The organism is Niabella sp. (assembly GCF_030150205.1).
GTDB lineage: Bacteria > Bacteroidota > Bacteroidia > Chitinophagales > Chitinophagaceae > Niabella.
Genome location: NZ_JASLGT010000011.1, coordinates 202,146 through 222,040, shown reverse-complemented (window position 1 = coordinate 222,040; position 19,895 = coordinate 202,146). Strand labels below are relative to the sequence as shown.

General features: G+C 46.5%; 15 protein-coding genes. 3 read left to right on the top strand and 12 right to left on the bottom strand.

Annotated elements, in window-relative coordinates:
• Nucleotides 1-27 precede the first annotated feature (27 nt).
• Nucleotides 28-2,427 (bottom strand): ABC transporter permease, encoded by a 2,400-nt coding sequence (locus tag Q1V85_RS11255; protein ID WP_300599939.1) that lies wholly within the window; start codon nt 2,425-2,427, stop codon nt 28-30.
• 290 nt (nt 2,428-2,717) lie between these two features.
• Here Q1V85_RS11255 and Q1V85_RS11250 point away from each other — a divergent pair, with 290 nt between their 5' ends.
• Nucleotides 2,718-3,458 (top strand): sulfite exporter TauE/SafE family protein, encoded by a 741-nt coding sequence (locus Q1V85_RS11250; protein ID WP_300599936.1) that lies wholly within the window; start codon nt 2,718-2,720, stop codon nt 3,456-3,458.
• Between the two features lie 48 nt (nt 3,459-3,506).
• On the opposite strand, the gene Q1V85_RS11245 is transcribed toward Q1V85_RS11250, so the two are convergent.
• Nucleotides 3,507-3,977 (bottom strand): hypothetical protein, encoded by a 471-nt coding sequence (locus tag Q1V85_RS11245; RefSeq protein ID WP_300599934.1) that lies wholly within the window; start codon nt 3,975-3,977, stop codon nt 3,507-3,509.
• Between the two features lie 283 nt (nt 3,978-4,260).
• Here Q1V85_RS11245 and Q1V85_RS11240 point away from each other — a divergent pair, with 283 nt between their 5' ends.
• Entirely contained in the window at nt 4,261-5,238 is a 978-nt protein-coding gene (locus tag Q1V85_RS11240; protein ID WP_300599932.1) for a metallophosphoesterase, read from the top strand.
• 200 nt (nt 5,239-5,438) lie between these two features.
• The gene (locus tag Q1V85_RS11235) at nt 5,439-8,177 is read left to right on the top strand and encodes a bifunctional YncE family protein/alkaline phosphatase family protein (RefSeq protein ID WP_300599929.1); all 2,739 of its coding nucleotides are present in this window, start codon (nt 5,439-5,441) and stop codon (nt 8,175-8,177) included.
• A gap of 193 nt (nt 8,178-8,370) precedes the next feature.
• Here Q1V85_RS11235 and Q1V85_RS11230 read toward each other — a convergent pair whose 3' ends face one another.
• From Q1V85_RS11230 to Q1V85_RS11185, 10 genes are all read right to left on the bottom strand, one after another.
• Complete coding sequence (locus Q1V85_RS11230; RefSeq protein ID WP_300599927.1) at nt 8,371-8,913, bottom strand: DUF488 family protein; 543 nt, start codon at nt 8,911-8,913, stop codon at nt 8,371-8,373.
• A 66-nt stretch (nt 8,914-8,979) separates the two neighbouring features.
• Nucleotides 8,980-9,789, bottom strand: a complete 810-nt coding sequence (locus tag Q1V85_RS11225; RefSeq protein ID WP_300599925.1) for an alpha/beta hydrolase — start codon at nt 9,787-9,789, stop codon at nt 8,980-8,982.
• Between the two features lie 253 nt (nt 9,790-10,042).
• Nucleotides 10,043-11,080 (bottom strand): Gfo/Idh/MocA family oxidoreductase, encoded by a 1,038-nt coding sequence (locus Q1V85_RS11220; RefSeq protein WP_300599924.1) that lies wholly within the window; start codon nt 11,078-11,080, stop codon nt 10,043-10,045.
• A gap of 23 nt (nt 11,081-11,103) precedes the next feature.
• The gene (locus Q1V85_RS11215; RefSeq protein ID WP_300599923.1) at nt 11,104-12,306 is read right to left on the bottom strand and encodes a Gfo/Idh/MocA family oxidoreductase; all 1,203 of its coding nucleotides are present in this window, start codon (nt 12,304-12,306) and stop codon (nt 11,104-11,106) included.
• Between the two features lie 214 nt (nt 12,307-12,520).
• Complete coding sequence (locus Q1V85_RS11210) at nt 12,521-13,567, bottom strand: hypothetical protein (RefSeq protein WP_300599921.1); 1,047 nt, start codon at nt 13,565-13,567, stop codon at nt 12,521-12,523.
• Between the two features lie 271 nt (nt 13,568-13,838).
• Complete coding sequence (locus tag Q1V85_RS11205) at nt 13,839-15,035, bottom strand: C1 family peptidase (RefSeq protein ID WP_300599919.1); 1,197 nt, start codon at nt 15,033-15,035, stop codon at nt 13,839-13,841.
• A 166-nt stretch (nt 15,036-15,201) separates the two neighbouring features.
• On the bottom strand, nt 15,202-16,827 hold the full coding sequence (locus Q1V85_RS11200; protein WP_300599917.1) for an ATP-binding cassette domain-containing protein: 1,626 nt from the start codon (nt 16,825-16,827) through the stop codon (nt 15,202-15,204).
• 120 nt (nt 16,828-16,947) lie between these two features.
• Complete coding sequence (locus tag Q1V85_RS11195; RefSeq protein ID WP_300599916.1) at nt 16,948-17,403, bottom strand: GNAT family N-acetyltransferase; 456 nt, start codon at nt 17,401-17,403, stop codon at nt 16,948-16,950.
• An 87-nt stretch (nt 17,404-17,490) separates the two neighbouring features.
• Nucleotides 17,491-19,131, bottom strand: a complete 1,641-nt coding sequence (groL, locus tag Q1V85_RS11190) for a chaperonin GroEL (protein ID WP_300599914.1) — start codon at nt 19,129-19,131, stop codon at nt 17,491-17,493.
• Nucleotides 19,132-19,270: 139 nt separating this feature from the next.
• Nucleotides 19,271-19,552 carry a co-chaperone GroES gene (locus Q1V85_RS11185; protein WP_018628109.1) on the bottom strand — a complete coding sequence of 94 codons (282 nt, stop codon included), beginning with the start codon at nt 19,550-19,552 and terminating at the stop codon, nt 19,271-19,273.
• Nucleotides 19,553-19,895 lie beyond the last annotated feature (343 nt).

The following is a 19,895-nucleotide window of genomic DNA, read 5'->3' as shown; positions in this document are numbered from 1 at the left end:
TGTTACTATTTAAAAACAAGGGTTCATTTATTCTGTCCGTAAACTTTTTACAGGGTTGGCTACAGAGGCTTTTATGGCCTGGTAACCCACAGTAAGCCACGCGATGATTTCAGCAATCAAAATGGTTAATAAAAACAGCCCGATACCCAGATGGACCCGGTAGGCAAAATTTTGCAGCCACCGGTGCATTATATAATAAGCAATCGGACTGGCAATTAAAAACGCAATACCAATGAGCAGTGTGAATTCTTTTGAGAATAAATAGACGATGCTGCTTACGGATGCACCCAATACTTTACGAACGCCAATTTCCTTGGTACGCTGTGCCGCCATAAAGGAAACAAAGCCATATAAACCTAAACAGGAAATAAAGATGGCAATGCCTGCAAATAACTGGTACAATTGTGAGAGCTGGTTTTCCTGCTGATAAAAGCTGGCGATCTTTTCATCAAGAAACTGGTATTCATATACAAAATCCGGGTAGGTTTTGTTCCAGAGGGAAGCGATAGCCGCCAGGGTTTGCTGGGCCTGCTGGGGTTGTATTTTGATGTTAAAGAGCCGGTAAAACATTTTGTTGGAACTCAGTACCATCGGTTTCATTTCCTCTTTTAGCGAATAGCCGTTAAAGTCTTTTACCACCCCTACCACCGGTCCATTTATCTTTCCTTCCCAGAAGCTGATTTTTTTTCCGATAATATTTTCAGGGTTTTTAAAGCCCAGTTTTTTTGTCATCATTTCATTGACCACAAAACCGTTTACCGTATCGGCGGGAATATATGGGTTGCCTGCAATGAACCGGATATTAAACGTTTTAAAGTAATCCGCGTCGGCCCATTTAAAATCGGTTTTAAAGCCTGCTTTTTTTGTAGCATTATCAAATATAAAATCATCATCCCAGCCGGCCTGGTCCATCGGGCTAAATGCGCTCAAACTCACGTCCTTTACACCCGTTAGCTGCTGCAGCTGCAGTTTTAACGCATCTCCTTTCGTACGGCCTGCCGTATCATTGGCCATCGGTACCGTTACAATGGCATCCTTATCAAAACCCAGGTCTGCATGCTGGAAAAATCGCATCTGGTGCACGACCACTAATGTACCGATGATCAAAACCTGTGCAATAACAAACTGAAAAACGACCAATACCTTTCGCATGGAAAGCCCTCCTGCCGCTTTGCTGGTAAATTTATTTTTGAGAACAACGATAGGGTTAAATCCGGACAAAACAACGGCGGGATAGATACCGGATAATAAGGTCACCGTAACAATGAGGCCACATAGAAACAGCATCAGCGAGGTACTGAACTGTATTTTCACGGATGTTTGTAATAAATGATTGAGTGATGGCAATAGCAAAAGGGCAACTCCAATTGCTATGATAACAGAAACCAGTGTAATGAGAAAGGTCTCGCTTAAAAACTGAAGGATCAGTTGCATTTTACTACTGCCCAGCACTTTCCGGATTCCTACTTCTTTTGAACGGTTTACGGCCTGCGCTGTGGCCAGGTTGATAAAATTGATGCAGGCGATGATCAACAAAAACAATCCAATCAGGCTTAAGGCCGTGATCAATTCTTTACTAAAGGTTTTCCCGCTAAGCGTTCCATATGCGCGCTCGTAATGCATCTGGTTTAGGGGTTGCAGCTGATACCCCTGGCTGGCATATTCAGCAGGGATGTGTTTTTTTACAAAGGTTTTTAGATCCGCGTCAAATTGTTGAACTGTCATGTTTTTGGAAAGCACTACAAAAGTGTTTAAAGATCCGTCCTGGGCTGCCCAATCTGTTGAAAGATCCTCTTGTTTCGAGGTCTTAAAAGAAAACACCACCTGCAGCGGAAAGTCGGTATTGGCCGGTGTGTTTTGCAGGATGCCGGTTACTTTGCAAACATTCCCATTATCATACTTAATCCACTTGCCGATGGCGGTGTGCCAGTCTCCGAAATATTTTTCGGCTGTGGCCTGTGTCAGCACCGCAGTATTTATTTCCGACAATGCTGTATTAGGGTCGCCTGCCAGGAAAGGGAAATTGAAGATGTGGAAAAACGCAGGCTCTGCATAAAGGACGTTCTCCCTGAATTTTTTTTGCGGCGTATGCGTGTCGTCGTTTAACAGGGTTATCTGCTTATTGTTCCGTGCATAAATACGGGCCACCTGCTCCAGCTGCGGATAATCCAGTCGAAGGCCTTCAGCTACGGGAAAAGCACTTCCCTGCGAATAATGCATACCCTCCGGCGTTTTGTTGGCTGCCACTACCCTGTAAATACGGTCTGTATCTTTATGAAAATGATCGAAGCTTGTTTCATATTGAATCAATAAGAAAATAAGCAGGCAGGCCGCCACGCCTATAGCCAACCCAGCAGTATTAATCGCTACATATGCTTTATGCTTACGTAAATTTTGCCAGGCCGTTTTTAGATGATTTCTTAACATAATGAACATACTATTAAAAAGAGTAAGAGGTATCCGTTAAAATGTTCAAGAAAAATGCCATTTACCTACTCTTTTGAAAAGCAACAAGATGCATGCATAACTAAAATATAAATGTACGTTTTTGATACAGTGATTGTTCATTTATACAACAATATTGCCAGCGCAACGTCTTTTTTTGCTTTTATCCAATCTAAAATATTTATGTATTTTAGCGCCCTTACGAAAACACGTTGTTGCACTTTTTTACGGTAGACTTTTACCGAAAAACAGCACAGGTATTAATATAAAGTATGAGCCTCTCCATCATTTCAATTCTTACGATTAGTTTTATTGCCGCACTTGTCCGGTCAACCCTGGGTTTTGGAGAATCTTTAATTGCAGTGCCGCTGCTGCTACTTTTTTTGCCCGCAACCACCGCTGTTCCCTTATCAGTGATGTTATCCATTGTTATTGCACTGATCATCGTGATCCAGGATCACCGGAAGATCCATTTCTATAGCGCAAAATGGCTTATTTTTTATGCCATTCCGGGTATTCCCCTGGGGCTGCTCATTCTTGTATATGGCAATGAAGCCCAGGTAAAAACAGTGCTGGGATTACTGATCATTTGCTATGCGCTTTATACCCTGGCTGTTAAAACAACAAAAACGTTAAAAGAAGACAGTCAAATATGGCTTTTTATTTGTGGTTTTTTGTCGGGCGTTTTCGGTGGCGCCTATGGATTAAACGGTCCTCCCCTTGTGGTATACGGAAATCTCAGAAAATGGACTGCTACTCATTTTCGTGCCACGTTACAGGCTTATTTTTTACCCGTGAGCCTGCTTGGCTTCATCGGATATTATGCGAAAGGACTGGTGACCGCCGAAGTGAATTACTATTTCCTGCTATCGTTGGCCACATCCATCCCGGCCATATTTTTAGGCCGGTGGCTGAACCATAAATTGAACAACCGGGCGTTCCTTAAGTATATTCTTTACGGACTTATGGGCATTGGTATTATTTTAATACTCAATGCATGGCTTGGTAAGTAGGACCGATAGCTCTCGTTTTCAAATTCAAATAATCCTCCTTTCCGGAGATCAGTTGGCCGTTTCTTTCTTTACCCGTATATACTTTTCGATATTGTACCGGTTTACATTGCTGCCGGCAATTTTTTCAATGCCCTGTTGTATGAGCGTATCCTTATAAATAGAAATAGTAAAGCTGAAATCATTGCCTTCCCAGTTCCGCGCATTGCAGTATTCCAGGTGCTCTGTGTAGGTGCTGTCTTTTAATGTATAGGTGCCTCCTCCTGCTGAAAAAAAGGAAGAATCTTTTCCATTTTTCAAACCATGATGCAGGAAGGCGAAATGGCTGTCGTTGATGATCTTTATAAAGGACCGGTCTTTTGTATAATCGGTAATGGTCGTATCGCCGTTCTCAATAAGCGTTCCCTTTAAAAGCTTCCAGGTACCAGTGATTGGAACCTGCGGCGTTTTTGCCTGTTCCTTTGGTTGTTGGGTGCAGGATACGATGAGGAAAGCAACAAAAACGATCATGCTGAATTTCATAAAAAACTATTTAGTTTGTGAAGATAGGAAAACCGCTGCAAGTGCGTGAAGGCCGTTTGCAGAACCGAACAGGCTTTATGCAGCACGCTCAGTTTTTTTTGCGATTTATGTTTAAACGCAAGGAACGCCAGGTACTCGCCAAGAACGCAACATTATTTTGCAGCCAGCCTCTCATTGCGAACCTTTGCGGAAATTTCGCGCTTTGCGGTTTATTTTTAATGCTGTTAAGTTTGCATCACCTCTTTAATAAATGGTGCTTTTGCCTTAATTTGTGTATTGAAATATGAACCAACAAACGACTTCCCTTAGCCGGCGGCAATTTATTAAGGCCGCGGCGTCTGCAGGGCTTGCCCTGAGCATTCCGGCGGCTGTATCAGCAGCATTAAAAAAAGAAACCATTAAGATCGGTATCATAACCGACCTCCACCAGGACCTGATCCCGACCGGCTACGAGCGACTGGCGGCTTTTCTGGCCGACATGAAAAAAGTAAAACCCGATGCGCTGCTGCAAATGGGTGATTTTGCTTATCCCGGTGACAAGAATAAAAGCGTCATTGAGGCATTTAGGAATGCGCATCCGAAAACCCTGCATGTGATCGGCAATCATGATACGGACGGCGGTTATACCAAACAGCAGTGTATCAACTATTGGGGCATGCCCGGCCGCTATTATGCCTTTAAACTAAAAGGCATTTATTTGCTGGTACTGGATGGAAACGATAAGGGTTCGCCGGCTCATAAAGGCGGTTATGCTGCTTATATCGGGCCGGAACAAACGGCCTGGTTAAGAGAGCAGTTGGAAACAATAAAAGAGCCCTGCATCATTGTGTCGCATCAGCCACTGGCAGGCTCCGGTGCTGTAGATAATGCGGCTGAAATACAGCAGCTGCTGGAAAAATACCGGAACAAAATCCTGCTTGCGATAAACGGTCATACACATATCGACGCCCATTATCACCTGAATGGAGTGCATTATGTACATGTCAATTCTGCCTCCTATTACTGGATGGGCGAAAAATACAAACACATGATCTATAACCCTGCAGTGCATCAGCAATACCCCTATCTTTCCTATACCTGCCCTTACAGGGATGCGCTGTTTACTACACTTACCATTGATCCTGTTAAGGGCAAGATTCATCTGAAAGGAAAAGCCAGTCAATGGGAAGGAAAATCGCCGGAAGAACTGAACTATCAAAATTCTGAAATGCTGCATACCGGTAAAGAAATCGTGCCACGGATCAGTGACCTGCAATGGTAACTGCCGTACCATTAAAACCGGCAGTGTCATCGTCATTTAGCATCATGAACCGTTCCGGCAGGCGGCCATCCCGTGATTAGGGAACGGGCTTAATGGTGAAAACATTCGTCCAACAAATTAATCGAAATAAAACGCTGCTAATGCCAGCGCATTTTATTTTCTTTCTACCTTGCAGCATATTTCTATACAAAGGCTCATTTATGCATTTATCCCAACTAAATAAACGGTTCTTTTCCCCTTTACTGATGGTATGGCTGGGCATCACCGGCCTATCGATCCATCCCTTACAGGCGCAGGTAGTCACACCTGCAAAAAAGACCACAGCAGATCCCTATCATGCAACGTATGATAACAGCACGCTTACCCGCAATGAATTGCCCGTATTGATGCCCTATAACCGCATTATACATCCGGCAGGATCGGTACTGCGCTATGGAGATCCTAACCTGGAAAACCACAGCCTGGATCTGAAGCGGATCCCCGGCACCTGGCTGGTAGCCGTGGAAGACCGCTATGGTATTTCTGTGATCGATTACCGGCAAAAAAAACTGCTGGCATCCTGGACCTATACCGGCACCATCTATAAAGGATTTATGAGCACTTATTCGGGTATAGAAGTTATACAAAGAGGCAAAGACACCCGCATTTTCTGGAGCGCAGCCCAAAGCGGGCAGAAGCGATCGGCTGTTTTTGAAGCGGTATGGAACGGAAAGAGCCTCGAAATAAAGGATACCATTGGTTTTGCATCGATCGCCCCCGCTCCCCTGGCCCTGCCAAATGAAGTGGCCGTGCATACCGAAGGCGGTATTCCTTACCTGTACGTGGTGCTAAACGGAAATAATACGCTTGAAAAGATCGATCTTACCAATAAACAGCGGGTATGGACGATGCCTACCGGGGTAGCACCTTATGGTATTACCATTGTAAATGGGCATGTTTATGTAAGCAACTGGGGCGGAACCCTGCCGGCGTCCGGTGCTGCTGCTGAAACGGCTGGCGTTCCGTATGGGAAAATGTTTATTGATCCTGCTACTGGCGCAGCTTCGGGCGGATCTGTTTCCGTTTTTACCACTGGTGGATCACTGGCGAAAGAAATCGCTGTGGGGCTGCACCCGAATGACCTGGTGGCCAGTCCGGACGGGCAATTCGTTTATGTGGCCAATGGCAACTCTGACGCTGTTTCGGTGATCAGCACGACGGATCTTTCTGTTGCTGCTACGATATCTGTAAAGATAGATGCGGCTACCGGTTTTATCGGTGATTCGCCCAATGCGCTGGATATATCTCCCGATGGACGCATTTTGTATGTGGCTAATGGTATGGACAATGCGCTGGCCGTGGTACAACTGGGAGCAGATGCCTGTTCCAAAGGAAACGGCCGGTCATTTGTAAAGGGGTTTATTCCAACGGAGGCGTATCCCGGTGGTGTACGGGTGATCGGCAACCTGCTGGTGGTTACCAACCTGGAGGGCGAAGGTCCCCGCATTAGCAGTAAGGAACTCAGCAACCCGGGCAGGGAAGCCACCGCCTATTCCAAACCCGCTTATAATTCGCATTATGCAAAAGCTACTCTTTCTTTTATACCCGTTCCGGAGAATCAACAGCTACAACGTTATACAGTTGATGTTAAAAAACTGATGCTATTGTTCCGTACGGAATTGTCGCGTTTGAGCCCTCGTAAAGGCGTACCCGCCCGGCCCATGCCGGAACGCATTGGTGAGCCTTCGGTATTCAAACATGTTTTGTATGTGATTAAAGAGAACCGTACCTATGACCAGGTGTTGGGCGACATGCCCAAAGGGAACGGATCCAGGAATCTTTGCCTGTACGGCGACAGCGTAACACCCAATCAACACCAGCTGGCCAGGGATTATGTATTGCTGGATAATTACCATGCATCCGGTAAATGTTCTGCCGAAGGGCATCAGTGGACGGATGCTGCTATGGTAACGGATTATATTGAGAAGAATGTACGCGCCTGGTTCCGCAGCTATCCGCATGTACAAACGGATGCGATGGTTTATAACCAAAAGGGATTTATCTGGAACAATGCCGCCGACCATGGAAAAAGCGTACGCATTTATGGTGAAGCGGCCCTGCCCGATATGGACAAAAAATTAACCTGGACGGATATTTATACCAAATATAAAAACGGAGAACCGCTGGAGTTTAAAAACGTAACCACCATATCCAGGGTGGGCCCCTGGTTGTCGCCCAATTATCCAGCCTCAGACGAATTAAAGATCACCGACCAGTACCGTGCCGATGCCTTTATAAAAGAACTGAACGCATATGAAGCCATGCCCGGGGATTCATTGCCCGAGTTGATGGTAATGGCATTATCAACGGATCATACCGTTGGTACACGGCCGGGTATGCCCACGCCCGGGGCCATGATCGCGGATAACGATCTTGCGCTGGGTCGTATTATTGAGGCCCTGAGCAAAAGCCGGTTCTGGAAGAACACGGTTGTGTTTGTGACGGAAGATGATTCGCAGGCGGGCTGGGATCATGTATCGGCCTACCGCACCACCGGCTTTGTGGTAAGCCCGTACAGCCGCACGGGCAAAACCATTTCTGTCAATTATAATCAAACCAGTATGGTGCGTTCCATTGAACAGATACTGGGTATTCCGCCCATGAACCTGATGGATGCTACCGCAAGGCCGATGTTCGAATGCTTTAGCAATAGTCCTGCCCTCACTCCTTTCCTGGCAAAGGCGAACCTTATCCCCCTGGATGAAATGAACGTGCCTTTAACCACATTGAAAGGCCGGGCACTGGAGTTTGCCAAACAATCGATGCGTAAGGAATATGATCATATAGACGGTGGCAATGATGATGTGCTCAACCGGATCCTCTGGTTTGCGGCCAAAGGCCATCAGCAATACCCGGCCCACCTGGCCGGCAGACAGGAAAAAGACGAGGATGATGATTAACGGCATGCATAGCCGGTATCATTTCCGGAGACACCTAAACCGCGGTAAAAACGGCGTTTCCCAAGGAGGTTAAAGGAATGTTCTGTTAACAGCGGCCTTCGGTATGCAGCTGTCCGGAGCTGCTCTTTGGGTATGATCGTCCTGCTTTGCATATTTCACCGGCTCTTTAGGATTACCATCCACCCGGCCTGCCTTATTGATCAAACAAACCGGCATCAAAATAAAATACCTGGTCGCCCGCAACCCTTGCCGGTGAGGTATAAGGATGTTCTTCTGCCTTTCCAATACCCATGATATGCAGGACCTGCCAGCCCTTTGCTTTCAGGTAGTCGGCAACCAGGGAGCGATGACAACGCCACCATACTGCTTCCGAACACATACAGGCGGTGGGTTGTTTTACGGCAAGTGCTTCCAGTTGTTTTATGCCTTTTGTAAATTCCGGAGTCTCCATATAATCGGCATATCCCCTGAACGAGGCATTGCGCCAGCGGTGGTTTCGGGAATGTTCCTGAACGTTCCTCCTTCCGCCTAATACCTCCAGATGCACATATCCAATACCGTTGCTTTTCAGCTCAGCAGCCAGTTCTTCGCTATTGAACCGGGGAAATTTCTTTGAACCGGGAAAGCGCCGGATATCAGCCAGCATCCGTATGTTGAAGGATTGCAACATATGGATGAAATCTTCCGAACTATGTGTGGAATGGCCTATGGTATAGAGTGTATGCAACGCTTGCATATTAATAGATGCAAGGTACAAATTCCGGCCGTTAAACCGAAATACCGGTTGCCGGTCTTACAACCTTTATTGTCCTGAAAGCCGTTTTGTTTCCCGCAACAGCAGCGGAAATGCCGGTTGTGCCATGCCGCCATGGTCGTAACCCTGCAGCTCATACAGTTTTACATCGGTGTTGCCCGTCAGTTTCAGCATGCGCAGCAGGTAGGCATTTTCTTCATAGCGTCCATAAAGCTCCTGCTCCTGGTCGCCCGTGACCAGCAGGATGGCCGGTTTGACTTTCCGGACATGATATAACGGCGCCAATGTATCGATCCTGGGTTGCAGAGGTGTTATACCCTGTTCTTCCCTTACGGTGAAATGTGTAATGCACTGCGGACTAAAAGGTACAATGCCCAGTATACTGTCGGCATCTATGTTGTATGTTTTTAAGTATTTTTTGTCGAGGGTCAGCATCAGATCCAGGTAGCCACCGGCGGAGTGCCCGGACAAAACGATGCGGGACCGGTTGCCGCCATATTGTTCAATATGCTGAAAGGCCCAGGCCACGGCAGCCGCGGCATCTTCAATATATAGCGGAGCTTTTACTATTGGTGAAAACCGGTAGCCCACCCCTATAATAATATAGCCTTTGTTCATCAGGGCTTCAGGAATTTCCTTTTTACCGGCTTTGAGTCCGCCCCCGTGAAACCAGATAATGGTTGCCGCATTTTTTTTATTCCTGGGATAATAGATATCCAGCCGGCATTGGCGTTGCTGGTAAGCATCCTGTTTTACCGAAGCCGGGTAGTAGGGTATATCTTTTTGCCAGTCATAATCGTTTTGCGCGCCTGCCCGGAGCGTCACGAAAAAAATGATAAAAACAAGAAGTCGCTTCATATCAGCTCTTTTAAAATGCGGATCAGCAAGATACGGCTTTCTGCCCGATCGGGGTTCGTTTCAGGGTTATTGGGCGATCTATATGATATAAAACAAGCTGCCCAAAAGAACAAGCATGCCACTGGAAATATTCCGGTCAAAATCCCGTCCGCTTCCACCCGCTTGTTCTTCATCAATGCAGTACCGGGGAAATCGGCGCCTGCTATATGACCCAAACGCACGCGAAAGATTGATCTTACTGTCCATAGCCGGTTTAGTTTGAGGCTTTATAGTTGGCTTTCTTATAAATGGACTCCAGTGTTACCGGAAGACCGTTCCTCTTTTTGCTTTCGTCTGCCGCTTCCATAAAGGCCAGGATGTCCAGGGTTTCTTTTGGAGCCACGGGTGATTTACCGGTTTCAAAAAAGCGGATAATCTCTTTTAACAACGGATCGTATCCTTTGAAGCTGCCCAGGGTTACGGTTTGTTTCTCCGTGAAGATGGTACCTCCGTAATCCGATTTGCCGCTCCGGGTACCGCGGAAGCTGCCGATACGGCCGTCGTTCCAGATACCCGCCACCACATCGGTTTCCGGCGTATGCATCCGTATCACCGACTGGCAGCCTGGTCCCATCGCAGTAAAGAGGATCTCTACTCCATGGATGCCATACCAGAACAGATCCGGGTGTGTTTTTTCCAGCGGGGCCGGGCTATAGGTTTGCGCCCCGATGACCTTACCATAATCGCCCCGTACAATTTCATTCAAACCGTTAATGTACCGGAGCGAGGAGCTGGAAAATACCGGTACTTTATACTGTTCCGCTGCTTTAAAAATAGCAACCGCATCTTTCAGGGAGGCCGTTATGGGTTTATCAATAAAAAGTGGCTTACCGGCTTTTAGCACGGGTAATGCCTGCTCCAGGTGCAGCCGGCCATCATTGGTTTCCAGGCAAACCACATCTACTTTCGAAAGCAGGTCAGCAATAGATGTGGCAATAACAACCCCGTATTTCTGTACTTCCGCCGTATAGCCTGGTATGCGTTCCACACTGCTGGGAATATCTTTACTGCCCTGTGGATAAGCAGCCGCAACCCGGTAGCCCATAAATACCGGATCGGGTTTATCTCCGTTCAGCGATTTTACAAAAGCCACGGCATGCGATGTATCAAGTCCTATAATTCCGATTTTTTTTCCTTCAGCGAAGGGTTTGTACCGCATTGCGGATGCGCTGCTCCGGATACCAATTCCGATACCGGCCAGCGCAGAAAGACGCAGAAATTGCTTCCGGTCTATCGTTTGTTGTTTAAGCATGTTATCGTTTGTTTTGAATGCGGTCATATGGCTGAATACTCCGGTTTCCAGCGCTGTATCTGGCCGGTTTCTGCCGCGGTATTCCCCATATGTACGGCGATGGCAACATCTTTCCCTGTATGTACATTGCTGGCTACCGGTGTTCCGTTGATAATGGAATCGGCAAATCCGCTCAATGCAAAAAATGTAGGCTCTATTTTTTTCTCGTCTTTGTATACATAGATTCCTTTGCCCTGCTGAAGGGCTTCCTTGGTAGCGCCGGTTACGCCATCTACGGTGGCATAGGTACGTACGCGGTTCTCGGTATAGAACATGGCCGTATCGCGTCCCAGTTCAAACGTGCCTTTAGAACCAAAGATCAGCATTCGGTATCCCACAAATTCGTTACTGAGCACCGAACTCACCTGCGAACGCACACCGTTGGGATATCCATACACCGCATGAATATTATCATAAGTAGTGCGGCCATCCTTCCAGAAATCGATGCCGCCCATCGCCACCGCCGTTTCCGGAGCGGCTCCGGCCAGCCAGTTTACCAGGTCGATCTGGTGAGCGGCCAGTTCAGCAAGCAGTCCGCCGGAATATTCTTTATACATCCGCCAGTTCACCGCTTTCTCACTGCGCCCCCCCTCCACCGGGCGACGCCAGTCGTTATTGCGGTTGTACTGCGATTCAAAATGCGTAACGGTGCCAATCATATCCTCCGCCAGCAGCTTTTTGATCTTTGCATACATTTCGTAATAACGGTATTGATGTCCTACCTGCAGCACCTGTTTGGGATGCTGCTTCATCATACGCGCCAGCGACAAAGCCTGATCAATGGTATAGGTCATGGTCTTTTCTACATATACATGTTTGCCGGCGCTGATGGCATCCATGGCCATCGGATGATGCAGGTACAAAGGCGTGGCAATGATCACGGCTTCCACATGCTTATCTGCCAGCAGGGCCTTATAGTCTTTATAGGACCGGGCACCAGGCGCTGTCAGTTTCATGCCGGATTGTAAATGGGCGTCATCAATATCACAACAGGCCACCAGCTGCGCGGTTTTTATTTTCTGAAGTGTACCCGCAAGCCCCAGCCCCCGCTGGCCTACGCCAATTAATCCTACCCGTACGTATTCTTTATTGAAATGGGGTGTTAATGCCGCTGCTCCAACGGAATAACCGGCAACCGCTACCGAACTTTGTTTGAGGAAATCACGGCGTGAAAATCGTTTGCTCATTTTGTTTGTTTAATCTAAAATATACTTAAGAATTTCAGCTGTACAACAACGGCCCATAAACAGCGGTATCGCTGTTATACAATCGTTGATACACCAAGCCCCCTAAAGATATTCAATTTTGCGGATGGTCCTGTCAAAATTTCCGGTTACGTTACCGAAAATAAAAAAAAATGGAAGGACGGCAAAAAAACGTGTAGAAAAGACGGCTCGTTGTTTACCGGGTGATCTTTATTTTGATGCGGTAATAGCGAAATTGCCGGCCGGTCTTTTCATAGTCACTATGTACCATATTAGTGGCGTAGTAATACAGCCAGTAGGTGTTTTTACCGGCCGGAATCAGGCCGGGACTTACAATTGCCCAGTTATTTTTACTTTTTTCCAGCAGCGCTTCCGTCAGATCCATATCCGTTGAAAAAGGCTGGTTACGGTACATATACAACAAGCCGATGCGAATGCGGTTGGTGGCTTCATTAAAATAAGTAGGAAAAAACAGGTCCAGGTCAGGACTGACCTTACTGGCCGCGGGGTTGTATAAATGCGGAAAATCACTATTGGGGTCAGCGGCAAAAACCGTTACCGGCTCTTCAATTGTATTCCAGTATCGATCAGTAATGGCACGGCCGATCGTCCGGTAGCGTACCTTATTTATGGTGGTCCAGTAGCGCAGGTAAATGTAAAAGCGGTTATCTTTTTGTATAACCGAAAACTGGGAATCGTGTTTGCGGTTCCACAATACTTTTGAAGGCCGCCATTGGATCCCATCTGCAGATTCGGTGATAAATGTCTTCTCCTTATTTCTGTCTCCGGAATCTCTTGCGGTGTAAATCATTTTGTATGGATAAGGCGTGCCTTGTACCATAAAAACATCCTGCTCTACTACCCCATCCTGCTGTGGATGCCCGGTGCCCATCAAAATATTTTTAGCACCACCCCGAAGCTGTTTCCGCCAGGTATGGCCATCTTTTGAAGCGGCATATAAAAGATAGCCGGAATAATCGTCTTTGCGGCGGTTATCCCAACCGGAATACCACATCTGCCAGTATCCGGGCCGTGGTTCCAGTACCTTGAAATATCCCATCATTTGTTCCTCCCAGGGAAGTGTTTGCTGCAGCACCACTTCCCTGCTGCTGGCAACTACGCTGATCGTAAAAGGTGGCTTCGGTTGTTGGACGGTGCTGCGCTGCTGAGCAGCACAACCGGTAGTTGCCGAAAAGATTATGGCAATGAGGACGGACAATCCTAATGGCGGGCGATGAAGCATAACGTTCGTTTTTATAAATTGTATCTACAGGATCAACCGGCAGCGTAATAACTGCCGGGATGCAGCTTGTTTTTAGGAACCGGAGCAGCATACCCTGCAATTTAATAAATATGTACGACATATATTTATTCATCCGGCCGCTTTTGTAAGCAACCGTTTGCATAAAAAGAGCCCGCAGCCGGCCGGGGCCAGGTGCGGGCTCTTTTTAAATCTCCAAACAGATCCGGCGGGGATCGCCGTTGAAACCGGGTTTGCAGCTGCCGTTACACTCCTACATCGTGATCTTTGACGCCACCGAGGCCGGTACCGCTTTTTTATTAACGAGGATGCTGGTTGTTTTCAACTGTACATAGGCCCTGGTTACATGCAAATAACCTTTATATTCATTTCCGGTTCCCCAGGAGTTTTTTACGATATAATATTCTTTACCATCCTGGTCTTTCGACAGGCCCACAATATGCATACCATGGTCATCTGTTGTTTGACCGTTTTCGATACCGGTCTGCCGCAGCTCCGCGGTAATTTCCGGTTCGGGTTTTGGGCCGCCGAACAGTTCTTTTTTCTGAGCTGCAGTAATATTCTTTACATAAGACATCGGGTTCTGCGGTACAAACGCAACTCCGTTGGGCCAGCTGAAATAGGGTTCGGAAACATCCGTTCCCCAGGCTACCGTATACCCGTTTTTAAGCGCGTTGTCGATAACATCTGTAATTGCCGCGGGCGGAATATTGTAATCCCACTGAAACGCCCAGTTATCCGGTACCATCATCATAGCTTTTTGCCAGTAGGGCGTATTATTCTGGGAAATAAACTCGATGTACTGATTGGGATCAAGCCCTACTACTTCTTTTGCAAAGCTCTGCGGTGTATAGCTTTTGTTCTGGTAGGTAAACATCGCCGGTACTGGTCCCAGGTAGGCATCCAGGGTAGCAGAAAAGGCCTTCTTCCAGCGTGGAGAAAGCACACCGGCCGGATTTTTAATTACCGCATCCAGCATGGCTTTTAAGATCGCCTGCATTTCGCTGAAATTATTGGAAGTAGCTCCGTTCAGCAAACCGGTATATACTTCTTCGGGCACTGCGCCGTATTTGGCGTACATATTGATCACATCATGTGCTTCGCCGCCATCGCCCCAGCTTACAGCACCATTCATTTTTACATAGCTGTCTGCCTTGTCTTCATAAGACCTGCGGGCCGTATAGATCTTTGCCAGTGGCACGGGTTTACGACCCGCTTTGATCATTTCCGATTCTAAAAAAGAATTGGTGGAATAACTCCAGCAGGTGCCGGAGGAGCCCTGGTTTTCGATGGGGGTAACGGCCAGGTTAATAATATCCGTAAACCGGAAGCCTGTACTGTCGCTGCGGTTGGTACTGATCTTTTTGATCAGGTCGTCCTGGGCATGTAACCAGCTGCTGCCGGCAACCGTTACAGACAGCACAAGAGTCAGGAAAAACTTTCTACGCATTTTATTCAAATTTATCGGTGGTTTATCAGCGGATCCCGCTAAAGCAATATTTAAATTCCCGCAAAGAAAACGTTGTTAAAGCAATTAAGATCTTTTTTTTTATGAGTGGTGGTACTAAAACAAAAAACGGAGCCAGGCTCCGTTTTGATCCATTCGTTTTAACCGCTTACGCGTACATTTCTTCACGCAATGCCTTTACCCGGTCATCTTCCAGGTATTCGTCAAAGGTGCTCAACCGGTCGATAATGCCTTTAGGTGTTAATTCGATGATCCGGTTGGCTACGGTTTGCATAAAAGTATGGTCATGACTGGTCAGCAGCACAATGCCGTTATAAACCGTACACTGTTCGTTGAAGCTCTGGATACTTTCCAGGTCCAGGTGGTTGGTCGGCTGATCCAGGACCACCACGTTGGGATTTTGCAGCATCATTTTGCTGACCATGCAACGTACTTTTTCTCCCCCGCTTAATACATTGGTTTTCTTCAGTACTTCTTCCCCGCTAAACAGCATCTTGCCCAGGAATCCGCGGAGGAAGGGCTCGTCCACGTCTGTAACATGTGGCGGAACAAACTGACGCAGCCAGTCCATCAAATTCAGGTCAGACTGGAAGAACTTGCTGTTCTCGATGGGCAGGTATGCCTGGGTAACGGTGGTACCCCATTCAAAACTGCCGGAATCTGCTTTTGCATCCCCATTGATGATTTCAAAAAACTGGGTTACCGCCAGGGGATCTTTTGAAATAAATGCGATCTTATCGCCTTTATTTACACTGAATGTTACCTGGTCAAAAAGTACCCGGTCTTCCGTTGCTGATTTTAGTTTTTCAACATTTAAGATCTGGTTTCCTACTTCCCGCAGGGGCTGGAAAATGATGCCTGGGTATTTGCGGTAGCTGGGCTCAATTTCCTGGAAGTCCAGTTTCTCCAATGCTTTTTTACGGCTGGTAGCCTGTTTACTTTTTGAGGCATTGGCGCTAAAACGGGCAATAAAGTCCAGTAACTCCTTTTTCTTTTCTTCCAGTTTCTTATTCTTATCGCTGATCTGGCGTGCCATTAATTGCGAGCTTTCGTACCAGAAGGAATAGTTACCGGTAAATACTTTGATCTTCTGGCGGTCAACATCGGCCACGTGGGTACAAACCGCATCGAGGAAGTGACGGTCGTGGCTCACCACCAGTACAATATTTTCATAATCGGCCAGGAAATTTTCCAGCCAGCCGATCGTTTCAATGTCCAGACCGTTGGTAGGCTCATCCAGCAATAAGATATCCGGATTACCAAACAGGGCTTGTGCCAGTAATACCCGCACTTTCATATTGGAAGGAATATCCTTCATCAGCATCTGGTGCTGCTCATCTTTTACACCCAATCCATTTAAAAAAGCCGCGGCATCACTCTCCGATTCATAGCCGCCCATTTCCCCATATTCAGCTTCCAGCTCGGACGCCTTCATGTAATCGTCTTCCGTGGCATCTGGGTTGGCATAGATCGCATCACGCCGCAACATGGTGTCCCACATTTTTTTATGCCCCATCAGCACGGTATTCAGTACCGTTTGATTGTCAAATTCAAACTGGTTTTGCTTTAAAACCGCCATGCGCTCACCCGGAGTAATGGATATCGTTCCTTTATTTGCTTCGATCTCCCCGCTTAAAATCTTCAGAAAGGTCGATTTTCCCGCACCATTGGCTCCAATAACGCCATAGCAGTTCCCTTTTGTGAAGTTTACGTTCACATCTTCAAACAATACCCGCTTACCGTAAGCAAGTTTCAGATCTTTAACACTTATCATGAGCCAATCTTTATTTATCTGTTTTCAAAAAGTGGTGCAAAGGTAACGCAAAGTTGACAGGTGGCGAAGTTTGGCTGTTTAAAAGTTGGGGAATCGCTCCTGTTTAACGGGTATTCCATGTTATTCAGGCCGGCAGATCATCAAACGCCGGTGATGATCCTTAAATCCGCTGGCTTCATACAACCCACGGGCCCGTTCATTATGATGCTCCACTTCCAGGAAAATGGCTTTCAGGTTATTATTGGCCGCATATTCCTTTACAAAGTTCACCGCGTATTTGCCATACCCTTTTCCGCGGGCCTTATCGCCCAGGTACAGTTCATCTAAAAAAGTGATGCGGCCGCCAAATTCAAAGCTGAACATAAAGGCCAGGATCAGGAAGCCGATCGGGGCTCCGGTTTCATCAAAGATCATAAAGACCGCCCCTGCTTCCGGATGCGCCAGAAAATAGCCGGTGTTTTCCCGCATTAATGTTTCATCAAACGGGTATCCGTCAATGGCAAAGAAATCCCGTTTCATATTGATAAAAACATCAAGAAAGGCGTCGGTTAACGGCCGGATGATTTCGTGGTTCATAAATAGCAATTTTTAAATGATGATATATTGCAAAAATAAAACCGCCCCGGAAATCCGGGGCGGTTCCTGTATGCTTTAAGCATGTAATTAGTAGCCCATGCCACCCATATCCGGGCCACCTGGCATTGCAGGAGCCGCAGCTTTAGGTTCGGGTTTATCTGCGATCACACACTCAGTTGTCAGTAACATACCTGCAATAGAAGCAGCATTTTCCAATGCAACACGGCTTACTTTTGTAGGATCGATAACGCCTGCTTTAAACAGGTTTTCGTAGTTTTCTGTTCTGGCGTTGAAACCAAAGTCGGCTTTACCTTCTTTGATCTTCTGTACAACGATTGAACCGTCGATACCCGCGTTGTCAGTAAGGGTACGTACCGGAGCTTCCAGTGCACGTTTTACGATAGCCATACCGGTAGCTTCGTCTTCGATCTGGCCTTTTACTTTTACGTCCAGGCTGTCGATGGCACGGATATACGCCACACCACCACCAGGAACGATACCTTCTTCAACCGCTGCTCTTGTTGCATGTAAGGCATCATCTACACGGTCTTTCTTTTCTTTCATTTCTACTTCTGTAGCAGCACCTACATACAATACAGCCACACCACCGCTTAATTTAGCCAGGCGCTCCTGTAATTTTTCACGATCGTAGTCGGAAGTTGTATTTTCAATCTGTGCTTTGATCTGGTTTACGCGACCAGTGATCTCCGCTTTTTTACCTTTACCACCAACAACAATCGTGTTGTCTTTATCAATGGTAATCGAAGAAGCCTGTCCCAGGGCTGCCAGGTCTGCGCCTTCCAGTTTATGACCCAGATCTTCAGAGATCACGGTACCACCGGTTAAGATCGCGATATCGGTCAGCATTTCTTTTCTTCTGTCGCCAAAGCCCGGAGCTTTAACAGCAGCTACTTTCAGGGTTCCACGCAGTTTGTTTACTACCAGGGTAGCCAGTGCTTCACCTTCCAGGTCTTCTGCAATGATCACCAGCGGACGACCGCTTTGTGCCACTTTTTCCAGGATACCCAGGATATCTTTCATAGTGCTGATCTTCTTGTCATAGATCAGTACATAAGGATTCTGTAATTCAGCTTCCATTTTTTCGCTGTTGGTAACGAAATAAGGAGAGATATAACCACGGTCAAACTGCATACCTTCTACTACGTCAACGGTAGTATCGGTACCTTTTGCTTCTTCAACGGTGATCACCCCTTCTTTACCAACTTTGCCAAACGCCTGAGCAATCAGGTCACCGATCTGCTCGTCGTTATTCGCAGAAATGGTAGCTACCTGTTTGATCTTTTTGCTGTCGTTACCAACTGTCTGGCTTTGTGCTTTCAGGCTGGCTACCACCAGGGAAACCGCCTTGTCAATACCACGCTTCAGGTCCATCGGGTTGGCACCGGCAGCTACCATACGCAGCCCTTCGCCAATGATCGCCTGTGCTAAAACAGTAGCCGTAGTGGTACCATCACCCGCGATATCAGCGGTTTTGGAAGCTACTTCTTTCACCATTTGAGCGCCCATGTTCTCTACCACATCTTCCAGCTCAATTTCTTTTGCTACGGTAACACCATCTTTAGTGATTGCAGGTGCACCAAATTTTTTCTCAATTACTACATTACGTCCTTTAGGTCCTAATGTAACTTTTACTGCGTTGGCTAAAGAGTCAACGCCTTTTTTCATTTTATTTCTTGCTTCAATATTGAAGAAAAGTTGTTTTGCCATTTTTTACTTAGTTTGAAAATTTGGAAATGTGGGAATGTGAAAATGCGTTTAAATCACCATTCCGGTTTTATTAAAGGATCTGATTAACTGATGTGCTAATTTTCAAATTTTCACATCAGCACATTTACACATTAATTAATTAAACAATCGCCAGGATATCGCTTTCTCTCATAATTAAAAGATCTTCGCCGCCGATCTGGATCTCTGTACCGGCATATTTTCCGTATAATACGGTGTCACCGGGTTTTACTGTTACAGGTTCATCTTTTTTGCCAGGACCCGCTGCTACTACAGTACCACGCTGGGGTTTTTCTTTAGCAGTATCAGGAATGATAATACCGCCTGCTGTTTTTTCTTCTGCTGCTGCTGGTTTTACAATTACCCGGTCGTGCAAAGGGGTAACAGTTGTTTTTTTAGCCATAATCGTATTGTTTTTTTAAATTTTAATTTAAAGTGCCAAAATGTAATTTTTGGGCTGCTAAAGTAGCATAAATAGTATGCCATCCCACTGTAAAGTGAAATTTTTTCAGTTTAAACCCCATTCCCGGGGAAAATCGCTCCCCTGATTAATCCATTCCTGTCAAAATTGCACTTTTGCCTGCAACCGATAAGGCTTTTGAATCATTGGTAATATAATATCTGAATGTCCTTATAGAAAAAGGATGGTGACCTTCCCTGTTGGATGGTTTTTGCTGGTATCCATAAGATCTTTGGTTCGTGATCTGCAGCCGGTTACCGGAGAAATGACCATTTATTTAAGTATG